Source organism: Cereibacter johrii (genome assembly GCF_001720585.1).
GTDB lineage: Bacteria > Pseudomonadota > Alphaproteobacteria > Rhodobacterales > Rhodobacteraceae > Cereibacter_A > Cereibacter_A johrii.
The window spans coordinates 1-15,716 of sequence record NZ_MABH01000027.1 but is presented as its reverse complement, the minus strand read 5'-3'; the positions used below and the strand labels follow the sequence as shown (position 1 = coordinate 15,716).

General features: G+C 71.6%; 17 protein-coding genes and 1 tRNA gene. 11 read left to right on the top strand and 7 right to left on the bottom strand.

Features of this window, described 5'->3' with window-relative positions; genetic code table 11:
* The 6 genes from A9O63_RS01215 to A9O63_RS01190 all read left to right on the top strand — a co-directional run.
* A partial coding sequence (locus A9O63_RS01215) for an SPOR domain-containing protein (protein ID WP_141703019.1) occupies nt 1-298 on the top strand: 298 nt, incomplete at its 5' end.
* Nucleotides 295-1,308: a glycoside hydrolase family 3 N-terminal domain-containing protein gene (locus A9O63_RS01210; protein ID WP_069330285.1), complete on the top strand. Its 1,014-nt coding sequence runs from the start codon at nt 295-297 to the stop codon at nt 1,306-1,308. The genes A9O63_RS01215 and A9O63_RS01210, both read left to right, overlap by 4 nt.
* A complete protein-coding gene (locus A9O63_RS01205) occupies nt 1,301-2,089 on the top strand; it encodes a segregation and condensation protein A (RefSeq protein WP_069330287.1) in 789 nt (262 codons plus the stop codon). Before A9O63_RS01210 ends, A9O63_RS01205 begins: the two co-directional genes overlap by 8 nt.
* Nucleotides 2,086-2,721 carry an SMC-Scp complex subunit ScpB gene (scpB, locus tag A9O63_RS01200; RefSeq protein ID WP_069330284.1) on the top strand — a complete coding sequence of 212 codons (636 nt, stop codon included), beginning with the start codon at nt 2,086-2,088 and terminating at the stop codon, nt 2,719-2,721. The genes A9O63_RS01205 and scpB overlap by 4 nt, the downstream gene beginning before the upstream one ends.
* Before the next feature lie 2 nt (nt 2,722-2,723).
* On the top strand, nt 2,724-2,903 hold the full coding sequence (locus A9O63_RS01195; RefSeq protein WP_069330283.1) for a hypothetical protein: 180 nt from the start codon (nt 2,724-2,726) through the stop codon (nt 2,901-2,903).
* A 175-nt stretch (nt 2,904-3,078) separates the two neighbouring features.
* On the top strand, nt 3,079-3,507 hold the full coding sequence (locus A9O63_RS01190) for a PACE efflux transporter (RefSeq protein ID WP_069330282.1): 429 nt from the start codon (nt 3,079-3,081) through the stop codon (nt 3,505-3,507).
* A 4-nt stretch (nt 3,508-3,511) separates the two neighbouring features.
* Here A9O63_RS01190 and A9O63_RS01185 read toward each other — a convergent pair whose 3' ends face one another.
* Nucleotides 3,512-4,204 carry a DUF1045 domain-containing protein gene (locus A9O63_RS01185; protein WP_069330281.1) on the bottom strand — a complete coding sequence of 231 codons (693 nt, stop codon included), beginning with the start codon at nt 4,202-4,204 and terminating at the stop codon, nt 3,512-3,514.
* Between the two features lie 130 nt (nt 4,205-4,334).
* Here A9O63_RS01185 and A9O63_RS01180 point away from each other — a divergent pair, with 130 nt between their 5' ends.
* Nucleotides 4,335-5,255: a PHP domain-containing protein gene (locus A9O63_RS01180; RefSeq protein ID WP_069330280.1), complete on the top strand. Its 921-nt coding sequence runs from the start codon at nt 4,335-4,337 to the stop codon at nt 5,253-5,255.
* 105 nt (nt 5,256-5,360) lie between these two features.
* On the opposite strand, the gene hutU is transcribed toward A9O63_RS01180, so the two are convergent.
* Genes hutU through hutI form a run of 3 tightly spaced genes read right to left on the bottom strand, consistent with a single transcriptional unit; the run spans nt 5,361 to nt 9,764 of the window.
* Complete coding sequence (gene hutU / locus A9O63_RS01175) at nt 5,361-7,043, bottom strand: urocanate hydratase (RefSeq protein WP_069330279.1); 1,683 nt, start codon at nt 7,041-7,043, stop codon at nt 5,361-5,363.
* A 10-nt stretch (nt 7,044-7,053) separates the two neighbouring features.
* Nucleotides 7,054-8,577 carry a histidine ammonia-lyase gene (hutH, locus tag A9O63_RS01170; protein WP_069330278.1) on the bottom strand — a complete coding sequence of 508 codons (1,524 nt, stop codon included), beginning with the start codon at nt 8,575-8,577 and terminating at the stop codon, nt 7,054-7,056.
* The gene (hutI, locus tag A9O63_RS01165) at nt 8,577-9,764 is read right to left on the bottom strand and encodes an imidazolonepropionase (RefSeq protein ID WP_069330277.1); all 1,188 of its coding nucleotides are present in this window, start codon (nt 9,762-9,764) and stop codon (nt 8,577-8,579) included. The genes hutH and hutI overlap by 1 nt, the downstream gene beginning before the upstream one ends.
* 71 nt (nt 9,765-9,835) lie before the next feature.
* Here hutI and A9O63_RS01160 point away from each other — a divergent pair, with 71 nt between their 5' ends.
* Together A9O63_RS01160 and A9O63_RS01155 are read left to right on the top strand one after the other, a co-directional pair.
* Nucleotides 9,836-11,203: a formimidoylglutamate deiminase gene (locus A9O63_RS01160; RefSeq protein WP_069330276.1), complete on the top strand. Its 1,368-nt coding sequence runs from the start codon at nt 9,836-9,838 to the stop codon at nt 11,201-11,203.
* Nucleotides 11,203-11,889 carry a GntR family transcriptional regulator gene (locus tag A9O63_RS01155; protein ID WP_069330275.1) on the top strand — a complete coding sequence of 229 codons (687 nt, stop codon included), beginning with the start codon at nt 11,203-11,205 and terminating at the stop codon, nt 11,887-11,889. The genes A9O63_RS01160 and A9O63_RS01155 overlap by 1 nt, the downstream gene beginning before the upstream one ends.
* 14 nt (nt 11,890-11,903) lie before the next feature.
* On the opposite strand, the gene A9O63_RS01150 is transcribed toward A9O63_RS01155, so the two are convergent.
* Nucleotides 11,904-12,368 (bottom strand): disulfide bond formation protein B, encoded by a 465-nt coding sequence (locus tag A9O63_RS01150; RefSeq protein ID WP_069330274.1) that lies wholly within the window; start codon nt 12,366-12,368, stop codon nt 11,904-11,906.
* A 205-nt stretch (nt 12,369-12,573) separates the two neighbouring features.
* On the opposite strand from A9O63_RS01150, the gene A9O63_RS01145 reads away from it, so the two are divergent.
* Both A9O63_RS01145 and A9O63_RS01140 read left to right on the top strand, forming a co-directional pair.
* Nucleotides 12,574-12,657: transfer RNA gene (locus A9O63_RS01145), tRNA-Leu, on the top strand.
* A gap of 758 nt (nt 12,658-13,415) precedes the next feature.
* Nucleotides 13,416-14,039, top strand: a complete 624-nt coding sequence (locus A9O63_RS01140) for a Hint domain-containing protein (protein ID WP_069330273.1) — start codon at nt 13,416-13,418, stop codon at nt 14,037-14,039.
* 57 nt (nt 14,040-14,096) lie between these two features.
* On the opposite strand, the gene A9O63_RS01135 is transcribed toward A9O63_RS01140, so the two are convergent.
* Both A9O63_RS01135 and A9O63_RS01130 read right to left on the bottom strand, forming a co-directional pair.
* Nucleotides 14,097-14,696: a nucleotidyltransferase family protein gene (locus tag A9O63_RS01135; RefSeq protein ID WP_069330272.1), complete on the bottom strand. Its 600-nt coding sequence runs from the start codon at nt 14,694-14,696 to the stop codon at nt 14,097-14,099.
* Between the two features lie 4 nt (nt 14,697-14,700).
* On the bottom strand, nt 14,701-15,716 hold a 1,016-nt coding region (locus A9O63_RS01130), incomplete at its 5' end, for a branched-chain amino acid ABC transporter permease (protein ID WP_069330271.1).

Sequence of the window (15,716 nt, the reverse complement as noted above, 5' to 3'; positions counted from 1 at the left end):
CGTGCCGGCTGCCGCCGTGACCGAGGTCGACGCGGCCACCCTGCCTGCGGGCACGCGCCTCGTGCAGCTCGGGGCTTTCGACGATGCCGCCTCGGCGCGGCGGGAATGGGACCGGCTGGCCGGGCGCTTCGGCACGCTCCTGACCGAAAAGAGCCGCGTCGTGCAGACCGCGCAGAGCGGCGGTCGCACCTTCTACCGGCTGCGCGCCTCGGGCTTTGCCGACGAGGGCGAAGCGCGGCGCTTCTGCTCGGCGCTTCTGGCCGAGGATACCGCCTGCATCCCGGTCGCCCTGAGATGAGCGAGGCCGGCCGGACGGCCGCAATTTTCGGCTGCTCCGGCCCGGTCCTCACGGACGCCGAGCAGCGCTTCTTCCGCGAGGCCGATCCCTTCGGCTTCATCCTCTTTGCGCGCAACATCGACAATCCCGCGCAAGTGATTGCGCTGACGCAGGAATTGCGTTCCGTCGTCGGGCGCGAGGCTCCCATCTTCGTCGATCAGGAAGGCGGCCGCGTCCAGCGTCTCCGCGCGCCGCACTGGCGCGAGTGGCTGCCGCCCTTCGAGGCGGTGGAGCGGGCCGGCGACCGGGCCGCCCGGATGCTTTGGCTCCGGTATCGGCTCATCGCCGAGGAACTGCGGGCTGTGGGCATCGACGGCAACTGCGCCCCCGTGGCCGACATCCGCACCGCGGCGACCCATCCGTTCCTTGCCAACCGCTGCCTCTCCGACGAGGCCGCGCGCGTGGCGGAGCTTGCCCGCGCGGTGGCCGAGGCGCATCTGGCCGGTGGGGTCCTGCCGGTGATGAAACATCTGCCGGGCCACGGCCGGGCCGCGGCCGACACGCACCACGACCTGCCCACGGTGACCGCCACGCGGCAGGAACTGGCCGCCACCGATTTCGCGGCCTTCCGGGCGCTCGCGGATCTGCCCTTGGCCATGACGGGCCATGTGGTCTTTTCCGCCTACGACGCGCAGCCTGCGACCCTCTCGGGCCCCATGATCGGCGTCATCCGCGAGGAGATCGGCTTCCCCGGCCTCCTCATGACGGACGATCTGTCGATGCAGGCCCTCTCGGGCGGGATCGGCGCGCGGGCGGAGGCAGCCATCGCGGCCGGCTGCGATCTGGCGCTCCATTGCAACGGCGAGCTGGCCGAGATGGAGGCCGTGGCCGCCGCCGCGGGCGCGATGGGGCCCGAGGCGCTGAAGCGCGCCGCGGCGGCGCTTGCCCGCCGCAGGCCGCCCGAGCCGGTTGACAGCCGGGCACTCGAGGCCGAACATTCCGTCCTTCTGGGCGGGCATGGGCATGGCTGACGTTTGGGAAGAGACTTCCGTCCTGAGCGTCGCGGACCGTCTGGCGGCCGAGGCGCTGATCGTGGATGTCGAGGGCTTCGAGGGGCCGCTCGACCTTCTGCTCACGCTCTCTCGCACGCAGAAGGTCGACCTGCGGCGCATCTCGGTGTTGAAGCTCTCCGAGCAGTATCTGCTTTTCGTGAACCACGCCAAGCAGTTGCGGATCGAACTTGCGGCCGATTATCTGGTGATGGCGGCCTGGCTCGCCTATTTGAAAAGCCGGCTTCTCCTGCCGCCGGACCCGACCGAGGAAGGCCCTTCGGCCGAGGAACTCGCCGCGCATCTGGCCTTCCAGCTCGAGCGGCTCGAGGCCATGCGGGATGCAGCGGCCCGTCTGATGGCGCGCGACCAGAAGGGGCGCGACTTCTTTCCCCGCGGCCTGCCCGAGGATGTGACGCGGCACCGCAAGGTGACCTACACCGCTACATTGATCGATCTCATGCGCGCCTATGCCCGCATCCGCACCAAGGACGAGTTCCGGCCCTTCGTCATGGACCGGCACCATGTCTTCACCATGGAGCAGGCGCTCGACCGGATGCGCGGGATGATCGGGTGGTTCGGCGACTGGGCGGAACTGACGAGCTACCTGCCCGAGGGCTGGGACGGCCATCCGATGCGCCGCCGCTCGGCCACCGCCGCCCATTTCGCCGCCGTGCTCGAAATGACGAAGCGCGGGCAGATCGAGCTGCGGCAGGGCGAGACCTTCGCGCCGATCCTGATCCGCCGCAGGGAGGGGGCATGAACGAGAGGCCCGAAAAGAGCCTGTTCGAGGCGCCGGTGATGGCCGAGCAGGAGCGGATGGTGGAGGCGATCCTGTTCGCGTCCGCCGATCCCGTGACGGTGGCCGAGCTTCAGGTGCGCCTGCCGCATGGCTGCGACCCGGCCGAGGCGCTGACCCATCTGCGCCGCCGCTACGAGGGGCGGGGCGTGCAACTGGCGCGCGTGGGCGACGCCTGGGCCTTCCGCACGGCGGCCGATCTGGGCTTTCTCATGCGCAAGGAGACGGTCGAGCAGAAGAAGCTCTCGCGCGCGGCCATCGAGACTCTGGCGATCGTCGCCTATCACCAGCCCGTCACCCGCGCCGAGATCGAGGAGATCCGCGGCGTGGCCGTGAGCCGGGGCACCATCGACCAGCTTCTCGAGCTGGAATGGATCCGTTTCGGCCGCAGGCGCATGACGCCCGGCCGCCCCGTGACCTTCGTCGTGACCGAGAGTTTCCTCGACCATTTCGGGCTCGAGTCGGCGCGCGACCTGCCGGGGATCAAGGAGTTGCGCGCGGCGGGTCTGCTCGACAACCGCCCGCTGCCGGGCAGCACGAAAACACCGGACGAGGATGAGCCGGTGACAGGACAAAGCGAACTCTTCGAGGATTGAGCATGATCGCGAGCGGTTTCTTCAGCAAGCTGAAGCGCCTTTTCACCGGCCGGGGGCCCAAGGCCGCGCCCGCCAAGACGCGTCCCGGAACGCCCGAGGCGGGCCCTCAGGCCGGCGGGGCGCGCTCGGCGGCCAAGCTCGCCCGAAAGGCCGCGCAGCGCACCCGGCGCTCGGGCCGCTAGGGGCCGTTCGCAGGGGCAGCTGCCGGTTTCCGCCGACTTCGGCGATGCGATCTGTCCCTTTGCCGCGTTCCGTGCTATGGATCGGCTGCGGTCCGTTGGGGTCGTCAGGGCGTTTCGGGCGCCTCTGCACCAAGACCTTTGTCAGATCCTTTGCACGAGTCATTCGGAGTATCCCATGTCCACGCGATCCCTTGCCGGACGCTTCTTCCAGACCCTGTTCTTCGAAGGCGCGGCGCTCGCTCTTGCCGTGCCGCTCTATGCGCTGGCCTTCGATGCCCCCGGCGGTGCGGCGCTGCCGGTTCTGCTCGCGGTCTCCGCGGCGGCCTTCCTGTGGGCCGCGCTCTACCGCGTGCTGTTCGACTGGTTCCACTGGCACCTGACGCGGCGGCCCGAGGCCCTGCGCGCGGCGGGCACCGGCCTCCTGCGCCGCATCTCGGGGCGCGCGACGGCGCTGCTCCTCACCTTCCCGCTGCTGATCTGGCTGGGCGCGCTCGGGCCGCGCGAGGCGCTTCTGGCGGCGCTGGCGCTGGCGGGGCTTCATGCGGGGCTCGGTCTGGCCGCGGGGTTCCTGCGGGGCCGCGGCCGCCCCACCGCGCTCTGCTGAGCCGTCAGGACCGGGCGAGGGGCAGCCGTTCGAGCAGGCGGAAGCGGCCGTCGGCGGCTTCGGCGCAGAGGCTGATGCTGTCCACCCGCAGGGGCTCCGCGAGGATCGGGGAAAGCAGGCGATGCAGCACCGTCTCGACCTCGGCCAGCTCGGCCTCGGGCAGTTCGCCGGTGAGCGTGAGGTGAAAGCGGAAATCCTCGAAGACATGGGGATAGCCCCAATCGGCCAGATGGCCGCGCTGGCGCGGGGTCAGCCGGTCCGGACGCCGTCGCGCGAGTTCGGCCTCGCTCAGCGGCGCACGGAAGCCGTCGAGCGCGCGCACCACTTCGCCCGCCAGCGCCTGCAGCGCCTCCTCCTCGCCCGCGGGCACGAGGGCCAGAAAGCCGCCGATCCGCGAGAGCCGGAGGCCCGGCAGGGTGACGGGCGCGAGATAGGGGCAGAGCGCCAGCACCGCCGCATGGAGATCGGTGACATCCGTGCCCTCGGCCAGCCGGAAGGGCGGCTTCAGCGTGCCGTGCAGCCCGTATTTCCGCGGCGCCTGGGTGATGAGGGCGAGATCGCGGGGCAGGCCCGCGACGGCCGGATGGGGCACGGGTTCCGCCGCTTCCGCATCCCAGCCGAGCCAGCCGCGGCCGAACTGCGCAAGCCTGCCCTCCTCGGGCGTCCAGTAGATCGCATATCGCGAGAAGCCTTCCATGCGTCGTCCTCTCTGCAAGCCCGTTTCAGCATAGCGCGCCAGAACGATGAAGGAAGGGCCTGGGGCCTGGGCCATTCCCTGAGGGCTGTGGGCGGGCTAGTCTCGGGCCCACCAGCCAAGGACCCGCCCCATGACGCACTCTGCCTTCACCGCCCCCGGCCGCTTCTGGCGCGGGAACCTCCATCCCCATTCGACCCGCTCGGACGGCTGCCTCGAGCCTGCCGAGGTCTGCCGGCGCTACCGCGACGAGGGGTACGATTTCCTCGCGCTGACCGATCATTTCGTAGGCCGCTACGGCTATCCGATCACCGACACGCGCCCCTTCCGCGCGCCGGGCTTCACGACGCTGCTCGGGGCCGAGCTGCATTCGGGGCCGATGGAGAATGGCGAGCTCTGGCATATTCTGGCCGTGGGTCTGCCCGAGGATTTCACGCCGCCCGATGTGCCGGACTTCCGCGCGCGCCCGGGGCAGGAGACGGGACCCGCGCTCGCCGCCCGCGCGGTGGCGGCGGGCGCCTTCGTGGCGGTGGCCCATCCGCAATGGTCGGGTCTGACGCTGGCCGACGCGCGGAGCCTCTCGGCCGCCCATGCGGTCGAGATCTACAACCATGGCTGCGCCATGGGCTGCGAGCGCCCCGACGGCGCTGCGCTGGCCGACCTCCTGCTGACGGAGGGGCGGCGGCTCACGCTGATCGCCACGGACGATGCGCATTTCACCGAGCCCGACCATTTCGGCGGCTGGGTCATGGTGAAAGCCGAGGAGAATGCGCCCGAGGCGCTGCTCGCGGCGCTGAAGCGGGGCGATTTCTACGCGAGCCAAGGGCCGGAGCTGCGCCGTATCGCGCGGGACGGCGACTGGATCGAGATGGACTGTTCGGCCGTGACGGCGATCGTGCTGCAGGGGGCGGGCACGGCCGCGACCGCGCTGCACGGCGCCTCGATGCCCCGCGCGCGCCTGCCGATCGAGCGGTTCCGGGAGAGCCCCTTCCTGCGGGTGACGATCCGGGATGCAGCCGGGCGGCGGGCCTGGTCGAACCCCATTTATCTCTGACCGGGGGGCGCGGGGGGCCGATGACGGACGGGGGGCTGTCTGCCCCCCGCGCCCCCCGAGGATATTTGAGCCAGAATGAAAGGGCGAGGAGGCGCCGGGGGCGGATCAGGGGGCGGGGATGGCGGGGAGAGTGAGGGCGTGGGTGCGGGCACAGGCCAGCGCCTCCTCGTAGCCCGCATCGGCATGGCGCATGACGCCGGTCGCGGGATCGTTCCAGAGCACGCGGGCGAGGCGGCGATCGGCGGCCGCGCTGCCGTCGCAGCAGATCACCATGCCCGCATGCTGCGAGAAGCCCATCCCCACGCCGCCGCCGTGATGGAGCGAGACCCAGGTCGCGCCCGAGGCGGTGTTGAGGAGCGCGTTCAGGAGCGGCCAGTCCGATACTGCGTCGGAGCCGTCCTTCATCGCCTCGGTCTCGCGGTTGGGCGAGGCGACCGAGCCGGAATCGAGATGGTCGCGCCCGATCACCACCGGCGCCGCGAGCTCGCCCCGGCGCACCATCTCGTTGAAGGCGAGGCCCGCGAGATGGCGCTCGCCGAGGCCGATCCAGCAGATCCGCGCGGGCAGGCCCTGGAAGGCGATCCGTTCGGCCGCCATGTCGAGCCAGCGGTGGAGATGGGCATTGTCGGGGAAGAGCTCCTTCATCTTCGCATCGGTCTTGCGGATGTCCTCGGGATCGCCCGAGAGGGCGACCCAGCGGAAGGGGCCGATCCCGCGGCAGAAGAGCGGGCGGATGCAGGCGGGCACGAAGCCCGGGAAGGCGAAGGCGCGCCCGAAGCCCTCCTCCAGCGCCATCTGGCGGATGTTGTTGCCGTAATCGAGCGTCGGCACGCCCGCATCGTGAAAGCCGACCATCGCCTCGACATGGGCGCGCATCGCGGCGCGGGCGGCCTTCATGACCGCGGCGGGATCGCTCTCGGTCCGGGCGCGCCAGTCGCCGAGGCTCCAGCCCGCGGGCAGGTAGCCGTTGAGCGGATCGTGGGCCGAGGTCTGGTCGGTCACGATGTCGGGGCGCGGCCCGCCCGCCCGCATCCGCGCGAGGATCTCGGGGACGATCTCGGCCGCATTGCCTAGCAGCCCCACCGAGCGCGCCTCGCCCGCGGCCGTCCAGCGCGCGATGAGCGCCAGCGCCTCGTCGAGCGTCTGCGCCTTCTCGTCGAGATAGCGGGTGCGCAGCCGGGCATCGATCCGGCTCTCGTCGCATTCGACCGCGAGGCAGGAGGCCCCCGCCATCACCGCGGCGAGCGGCTGCGCCCCGCCCATGCCGCCCAGACCCGCCGTCAACACCCAGCGGCCGGTGAGATCGCCGCCGTACCGCTGGCGGCCCACCTCGGCGAAGGTCTCGTAGGTGCCCTGCACGATGCCCTGCGTGCCGATATAGATCCAGCTGCCGGCCGTCATCTGGCCGTACATCATGAGCCCCTTGCGGTCGAGCTCGTGGAAATGCTCCCAGGTGGCCCAGTGCGGCACGAGGTTGGAATTGGCGATCAGCACCCGCGGCGCATCCTCGTGGGTGCGGAAGACGCCGACCGGGCGACCGGACTGCACGAGCAGCGTCTCGTCGGCCTCGAGCGCGCGGAGCGCCGCCACGATCCGGTCGAAATCCTCCCAGCTGCGGGCGGCGCGGCCGATCCCGCCATAGACCACCAGCTCGTGCGGATTCTCGGCCACGTCGGGATGGAGGTTGTTCATCAGCATCCGCAGCGCCGCCTCGGACTGCCAGTTTCTGGCCGAGAGGGTGGAGCCGGTGGGCGGGAAGATGTCGCGCAGGTTGTGACGGCTCGTCATGGGCTGCTCCTCAGAGGGCGGGAAGGGGAAGGCCCGCCGCCCGGGCCAGCGCGCCTTCGCGCACGAGGCGGGCAGCGGCGGCGAGGTCGGGGGCGAGGATGCGGTCGACCCCGATCCGCGGCACCTCGGCGCGCAGCCGCGCGAGGACGGCGCCGAGCGGGGCGGAGGTGGCGAGGGGGGCGCGGAATTCCACCCCTTGCGCGGCGCAGATCGCCTCGGTCCCGAGGATCACCGCGAGGTTCTCGACCATCCGGCCGAGCCTGCGCGCGCCGTGGGCGGCCATGCTGACGTGATCTTCCTGATTGGCGGAGGTGGGCGTGCTGTCGGTGACGGTGGGAGCGGCCATATGCTTGTTCTCGCTCATGAGCGCGGCCGTCGTCACCTCGGCGATCATCAGCCCCGAATTCAGCCCCGGCTCGGGTGTCAGGAAGGGCGGAAGGTCGAAGGAGAGCGTCGGATCCACCATCAGCGCCACACGGCGCTGCGCGATGGCGCCGATCTCGGAGAGCGCCAGCGCGATCATGTCGGCGGCGAAGCCCACGGGCTCGGCATGGAAATTGCCGCCCGAGACGATGCGCCCGTCCGAAAGGACGAGCGGATTGTCGGTGGCGGCATTGGCCTCGGTGGCAAGCGTGCCCGCCGCCATGCGCAGCACATCCATCGCGGCGCCCGTCACCTGCGGCTGGCAGCGGATGCAGTAGGGGTCCTGCACCCGCTGGTCGCCCTCGCGGTGGCTCTCGCGGATGGCCGAGCCCTCGAGCAGGGCGCGCATGGTGGCTGCGGCCTCGATCTGGCCCGCATGTCCGCGCAGCGCATGGATCTCGGGGCGGAGCGGTGCGGTCGAGCCCATGATCGCGTCGGTGGAGAGGGCCGAGATCACCAGCGCCGCCTGGGCCGCGCGCCAGCCCTCGAAGAGCCCGGCCAGGGCATAGGCGGTCGAGAATTGCGTGCCGTTGATGAGGGCGAGCCCTTCCTTGGGCCCGAGCGCCACCGGGGCGAGGCCGGCCTCGCTCAGGGCCGCGGCGCCGGGCAGGCGCCGGTCGCCCACATAGGCCTCGCCTTCGCCGATCATGACCGCGGCCATATGGGCCAGGGGGGCCAGATCGCCGCTCGCGCCGACCGACCCTTGCGCCGGGATCACGGGTGTGACGCCCGCAGCCAGCATCCCCTCGAGGAGCGCCACGATCTCCCAGCGGACGCCCGAGGCGCCGCGGCCGAGCGACAGGAGCTTCAGCGCCATCATCAGCCGAGCCGTGGCCGCGGGCATCGGCTCGCCCACGCCGCAGCAGTGCGACAGGATCAGATTGCGCTGCAGTTGCGCCGTATCGGCCGGCGCGATCTTGAGGCTCGCGAGCTTGCCGAAGCCCGTGTTCACGCCATAGACCGGCGCCGTGCCGGCCGCAGCCTCGGCCACGCGGGCGGCCGCCGCCTCGACGGCGGTGCGGGCCTCGGAGGCCAGACGCGCGGGCCGCCCCTCGCGCCAGATCGCTTCCAGTTGCGCGAGCGTGGCCCGGCTGGGAACGAGGATTTCCATCAGGCGAATTCTCCCTCGTGGAGGCGGGCATGGAGCGGTGCGGGGCCGATGCGCCAGCTGAGTTCGGCCGGATGCTCGGCCTCCCAGATGGCGAGATCGGCGCGGAAACCCGGCGCGATGCGGCCGGTGTCGGAGAGCCCCAGCGCCCGGGCGGCATGGATCGTGGTGCCGGCCAGAGCCTCCTCGGGTGTGAGGCGGAAGAGGGTGCAGGCCATGTTCATGGCGAGCCCCAGCGCGCCCAGGGGAGAGGTGCCGGGGTTGAGGTCGGTCGCCACCGCCATCGGCACGCCCGCCGCGCGGAGCGCCGCCACCGGGGGCGCCTGCGTCTCGCGCAGCGCATAGAAGGCGCCGGGCAGCAGCACGGCCACGGTGCCCGCCGCGGCAAGCGCCGCCACACCCTCGGCATCGAGATATTCGAGATGGTCGGCCGAAAGCGCATCGTGGCGCGCGGCCAGCGCCGCGCCGCCGAGGTTCGAGAGCTGCTCGGCATGGAGCTTCACCGGCAGCCGCAGCTTGTGCGCCTGCGCGAAGACATGGGCGATCTGGGCGGGCGAGAAGGCGATGCCCTCGCAGAACCCGTCCACCGCATCGACGAGGCCCTCGTCATGCGCCACCTTCAGCGCGGGCAGCACGACCTCGGCCAGATAGGCGTCGGGGCGGCCGCGATAGTCCGCCGGCACGGCATGGGCGCCGAGAAAGCTCGTGCGGACCCGGACCTTGCGCAGCGCGCCGATCCGGCGCGCCACGCGCAGCATCCGCAGCTCGGTCTCGATATCGAGCCCGTAGCCCGACTTGATCTCGACCGTGCCCACGCCGCCGTCCAGCATCGCATCGATCCGGGGCAGGCTTGCGGCCAGAAGCTCTTCGGCGCTGGCGGCACGGGTGGCCGTGACCGTCGAGACGATGCCGCCGCCTGCGGCCGCCACCTCGGCGTAGGAGGCGCCCTTGAGCCGCATCTCGAACTCGGCCGCGCGGGTGCCCGCGAAAACCGCATGGGTATGGCAGTCGATCAGCGCGGGCGTGCAGAGCCGCCCGCCCATATCGTGCCGGGGCGCGGCGGAGGGCGGCAAGTGGGCCTCGGGACCGACCCACTGGATGCGGCCGCCCTCGATCAGGATCGCGGCGTCGGGGATCAGCCCGTAGCCGTCGCTCAGCGTTGCCACCCGAAGATTGCCGAGAATCATCATGCATCTTGCCTTTTGAGCGCGCTTGATCGTAATTTGTGTGCACATAATGGAACCTGTCAAGGGGAAGGGCCATGCAGCTCATCCATGCCGAGGAGGCGCTTCTGCCCGAGGGCTGGGCCCGGGACGTGACGATCCGCATCGAGGACGGGAAGATCGCCTCGGTCCGGCCCGGCACGGCCGCCGGGGCGGATGCGGTGCGGGTGGGCTGCCTCCTGCCGGCGCCGGTGAACCTTCATTCCCATGCCTTCCAGCGCGCCATGGCCGGCCTGACCGAGGGCCGCGGCCCCGACGGGCAGGACAGTTTCTGGACCTGGCGGCGGCTCATGTTCCGCTTCCTCGAGAGCCTCACGCCCGACGAGGTCGAGGCGATCGCCGCCTTCGCCCAGATCGAGATGCTCGAGGCGGGCTTCGCGGCGGTGGCCGAGTTCCACTATCTCCACCACCGGCCGGACGGGCGCGCCTATGCCGATCCGACCGAGATGGCGGCCCGGATCTGCGCGGCCTCCGAGACCTCGGGGCTGGGCCTCACGCTCCTGCCGGTGCTCTATCAGCAGGGCGGCTGCGACGGGCGGGCGCTCGCGCCGGGGCAGGTGCGGTTCGGCTCGGATCCGGCCTCCTATGCGGCGCTTCTCGACGGCGCGCGGCGGGCGCTGGCCGGCCTTCCCGGCGATGCCGCCCTGGGCGTGGCGCCCCATTCACTGCGCGCCGTAAGCCCCGAGGGGCTTCAGGCTGCCGTGGATCTGGCGGGTTCCGGGCCCATTCACATGCATCTGGCCGAGCAGGCGGCAGAGGTGGAGGAGGTGGAGGCAGGGCTCGGCGCGCGCCCCGTGACCTGGCTTCTCGACCATCAGCCGGTCGATCCCCGCTGGTGCCTGATCCATTGCACCCAGATCCAGCCCGCCGAGACCGAGCGGCTAGCCCGGACCGGCGCGGTCGCGGGCCTCTGTCCGGTGACCGAGGCCAATCTCGGCGACGGGATCTTCGACGGCGCCCGCTATCTGGCGGCAGGCGGGCGCTTCGGGATCGGTTCGGACAGCAACATCCGCATCGCGCTGTCCGAGGAACTGCGCCAGCTCGACTATTCGCAGCGTCTGCGCGACCGGGTGCGGGCGCCCTTCGCCAGTGCCGGCCGGTCGAGCGGGCGCATCCTCTATGAGGCGGCGCTGGCGGGCGGGGCGCAGGCCGCAGGCCGGGCGTCGGGCGGGCTCGTGCCGGGGCTCTGGGCCGATCTCCTCGCGCTCGACCGGCGGGCGGTCGATCTGGAGGGGCGCTCGGGCGACGGGCTCCTCGACGCCTGGATCTTCGCGGGCAGCGACCGGATGGTCTCCGAGGTCTGGTCGGCCGGGCGTCATCTGGTGTCCGGCGGCCGCCATGTCGCCCGCACCCGGATCGACGCTGGCTACCGGCGGGTGATGGCGCGGCTTCGGGGGCTCCTCTGATGGCGCTCGGCTGGGAGGACATCCGCACCGAGGTGCTGCGCCGGATCGAGGCGCGCCATTGGGCGCCGGGGGCGCTGATCCCCACGGAGGAGGCCCTGGCCGAAGAGCTTGGCTGCGCGCGCACCACCGTGAACCGGGCGCTACGCGATCTGGCCGCGGCCGGGCTTCTGGAGCGCCGCCGCAAGGCCGGCACGCGGGTGGCGCTTCATCCGGTGCGGCGGGCGCGCTTCGACATTCCCGTGACGCGGCTCGAGATCGAGGGCCGCGGCCAGAGCTATGCGTTCCACCTGATCGAGGAGCGCCGGGCCGAGCCGCCCGCCGCCGTGGCCTCGCTCTTTCGCAGCCCGCCGGGCGTGCCCCTCCTGCGGCTGCGGGGCCTGCATCTGGCCGACAACCGGCCCGCCCTCTATGAGGAGCGCTGGCTCGATCCGGCCGTGCTGCCCGAGCCTGCGCCCGACTTCCGCCGCATCAGCCCGAACGAGTGGCTGGTGAGCCATGTGCCCTGGACCGGCGGCGACATCGCCTTCTCGGCCGCGAATGCTTGCCCCGAGGAGGCGGACATCCTCGGCTGTGCGCCGGGGGCCGCGCTCTTCGTCTGCGAGCGGGTGACGGAGGCCGAGGGCCGTCCGATCACGTCGGTCCGTCTGCTCCATGCCCCGGGCTACCGGCTGCGCGCGGATCTCTGAGGCTGAGGCCCGGGTCAGTCCCGCTTCAGCGCGGCCGCGATCCAGAGCGCTGCCAGCAGCGCCGAGAGGATCACGTTCCAGCCCGCCATGGAGATCCCCAGCATCTGCCAGGCGATCTCGTCGCAGCGCACCACCGGCCCGAGATCGACCGACGGGTTCAGCAGATCCGCCGCCGAGATGCCCTCGATCGAGCCGGTCGAGCAGGAGGCGAGGCCCTCCCACCATTTCTGCTCGACGCCCACATGGAAGAGGCCGACCCCGGCCGAGGCCGCCGCGCCGAGCGCGCCCATGACCGCCACGATCCGCGCGGGCCAGATGAGCGCCACCGCCCCCGCGAGCGCCGCCAGCAGATGCGGCCAGCGCTGCCAGAGGCAGAGCGGGCAGGGCGGCAGCCCGCCGATGAACTGGAAGGCCAAAGCGCCGAGCAAGAGCCCGGCCGAACCGGCAGCGGCTGCCAGCATCAGGAACCTGCGTGTCATCGCTCCGCCTCCGCTTCGATGTCGCGCGGGTTGCAGCACGCGCGCAGCCGGCGGTCAAGACGAAAGGCCGTGTGCGGTGCGCCGCCGGTGGGCGGCCGACCTGACCCGCCGCCCGTCCGGCAGGGGCCGCGGTCGCCGCATCCCGAAGGGTCCGGGTTCGGCAGATTGACGGAGGCCGGGCCTCAAGCTACACCGTGCCTCGCGTGCGGTTGTGGCGGAATGGTAGACGCGGGGGTCTCAAACACCCTTTCCTCACGGAGTGTCGGTTCGAGTCCGACCAGCCGCACCAGTGATCCGGATTTCCCAGCGAGAACGGCGCCCGGCCGCTCCCCGTCCCCCTCGATCTCAAAGGCGGGGCTGCGATCGCGCCGCCCGGATCCGCGCCTCGGGATGGCGGGTCTCGCCGAGGTAGGTCCGACAAAGCGCGCGCCCTCGCGTGGTGGGACCTTTCATGATTCGTCGCAAAAGCAGCGACACGGACCTCCGGCCCCTTCCGGAACGGCTCCGAGGGCCGCGGCGGGGCGTTCCGGCCGATCTTTCAAGCGCAAGTTGTGCCTCTGACAGGCGCCCCGTCCTTGAGCGAGCGGCGGAATATCGCAGCATTCGGCCAAGCCCTCGTGTCCCTTGAGGGATCGCCCTGAACGCGAGCCGATACACCGTATTGGGCGAGTGACAGGCTCTGCCAGCGCCGGTTGATTTCCTGCGCGTCGCCCGCCCGTCAGGCCTGCGCCGCCCCGCGCGGGACCGGCGGATCTGCCGCAACCCCCTTGGGGCAAGTCACAGAAATTGCTACGGTTTTAACGGCCCGCAGTGGCGGGGCCGGACCTTGCGGCGGTGAGTATGACCGGGCAACCGCAGGTGCGGATCGGGAGTTCCAGGTGCGGCTTGAGGCCAGAGTTCATTTGATCCTAACGCTTTTCATATCGCCTTTCGCCGGCTCCGGGTCGCCACGTCCGCAGCAGCACCGGAGGTCTCCCGATCCGCATCGCGGAGCCACCCTCCGGGCCTGTTCGGATCCCCGGCGCGGGAACGCGGCAAGGAGCCATCATGGCTGACCAAGTCCAGACCGACAGGCCCCCCGTGGTGGCCTGCTTCACCCCCGGCACACTGATCGCGACCGTTCGCGGCGAGGTGGCCGTCGAGGCGCTGGTCGCCGGCGACCGGATCGTCACGCGCGACAACGGCCTCCAGCCCCTCCGCTGGATCAGCCGGCGGCGGCTCGATCATGCGTCGCTGACCGCCTTTCCGCACCTGAAGCCGGTGCTGATCGAGAAGGGAAGCCTCGGGCAGGACCTGCCCGACCGCGACATGATGGTGAGCCCGAACCACCGGATCCTCGTCTCGCGCGACCGGACGGCGCTGCATTTCGATGCGCCGGAGGTGCTGGTGGCGGCGAAGCATCTGGTGGGGCCGCGGGGCATCCGCGAGGTCGAGTGCAACGGCACGACCTATCTGCACCTGCTGTTCGACCGGCACGAGGTGGTGCTGGCGAACGGAGCCTGGACCGAGAGCTTCCAGCCGACGGCGCGTCTCGTCAATGGCATGGGCAACGCACAGCGGACCGAACTGCTCGAACTTTTCCCCGAGCTGCGCAGCACCGAGGGGCAGGCGGCCTTCGCTCCGGCCCGTCCTGTCCATGTTCCCCAACGGGAGCGCGTCCTCGTCCGCTGACGGCGGGGCATCGGCAGCGCGTTCCCCTCCCGGGCGGAAATCCCGTTGCGCGCGGGCTCAGTGGCCGGTGCGGGCGCGCCAGAGCGCCCAGTCCTCGGGCGTATCGAGGTCGGTCACGGCCCGCGTGCCCGCGAGCGGAACGAGGCGAAGCCGCCCGGCCGCGCGCTCGAGGATGCGCCGCGCGCCCTGATCGCCCTCAAGTGCCTGAAGCTCCCCGCGCAGGTCGGCGGGAAAGAGGATGGGGTGCCCCGGATGGCCGTCGGCGGCGGTGGCACGCAGGAGAGCGTCCGGCGCCGCGCGGTGCAGCGCGGCCATTCGGGCAAGGTCGGCGGCCTCGATCTCGGGCAGGTCCGCGAGGAGGAGGAGGACCGCCGCATCCGGCGGCGCGGCCGCCACGCCGGCGCGGATCGAAGCGGCAAGCCCTTCCCCGGCATCGGGCACCGGCACGCGGCGGACCGCGAGCCCCTCGAGCGCCGCCCACCGCTCCGGCCTGTCGGGCGGCAGGGTCACGAGGACGGCGAGCCCCGCCTCGATCCCCCGGCGGGCCTGAAGCCGGAGGAGGGGCTCGCCCTCCACCGGCTCCATCAGCTTGTCCGAGCCCCGCATCCGACGCGACGCCCCGGCCGCCAGCAGCAGGAGGACCGGCGCGGGCGGCACGGTCTCAGCGCCCGGGGATAAGCCCGCGCGGCGAGAAGCGCAGCACGAGAAGCAGGATCAGCCCCATGGTCAGGAGCCGCATGTGCGCCGCGGAATCCTGCAGATGGGCCTTCAGCCACGAGCCGTCGGCCATCCCGGCCGTGATCGCCCCGAGGAGCGTCAGCCCGATCGGCTCGACCATGACCCAGAGCCACCAGATCAGGAACCCGCCCAGCACGGCGCCCCAGTTCGAGCCCGATCCGCCCACGATCACCATCACCCAGACGAGGAAGGTGAAGCGCAGCGGATTGTAGGTTCCGGGCGTGAGCTGGCTGTCGAGCGTGGTCATCATTGCCCCCGCGATGCCGATGACGGCCGCGCCGAGGACGAAGATCTGCAGATGCCGGCGCGTGACGTCCTTGCCCATGGCTTCGGCCGCCACCTCGTTGTCGCGGATCGCCCGCATCATCCGGCCCCACGGCGATTTCAGCGCAAGCTCCGACAGGGTGACGATGATCGCCAGCACCGCCACGAACAGGGCCGCATAGCAGAGCTTCACCACGATGGCCGAGGCGGTGACGGGATCGTAGCCCCAGCCCTGCGCCCAGGCCACGAAGCCGGCGCTCTGCTGGAGATCCACCTCGTAGGGCACGGGGCGGGGCAGCGAGATCATGTTCTTGACCCCGCGGGCCAGCCAGTCCTCGTTCTTCATCACCGCGATGATGATCTCGGCGATCCCGAGCGTCGCGATGGCGAGATAGTCCGACCGCAGCCCCAGCGCCGTCTTGCCGATGGCCCAGGCAGCGAGGGCCGCGAGAAGCCCGCCCGCGGGCCAGGCCAGCAGCACCGGCAGGCCGAGGCCGCCGATATTGCCGTAGAGCGCGGGGTTGATCGCCTCGATAGCGGCCGCGGCCGGGTCGAAGACGGCGCGGTAGGCGAAGAAGCCGCCGATCAGCACCGCAAGCAGCGCCGCCGTCCGCGCCCAGCCTTTCGCCATCCGCCGCCAGACCGCCACGGCCGCGCCGATGGTGGCCGCGCCCA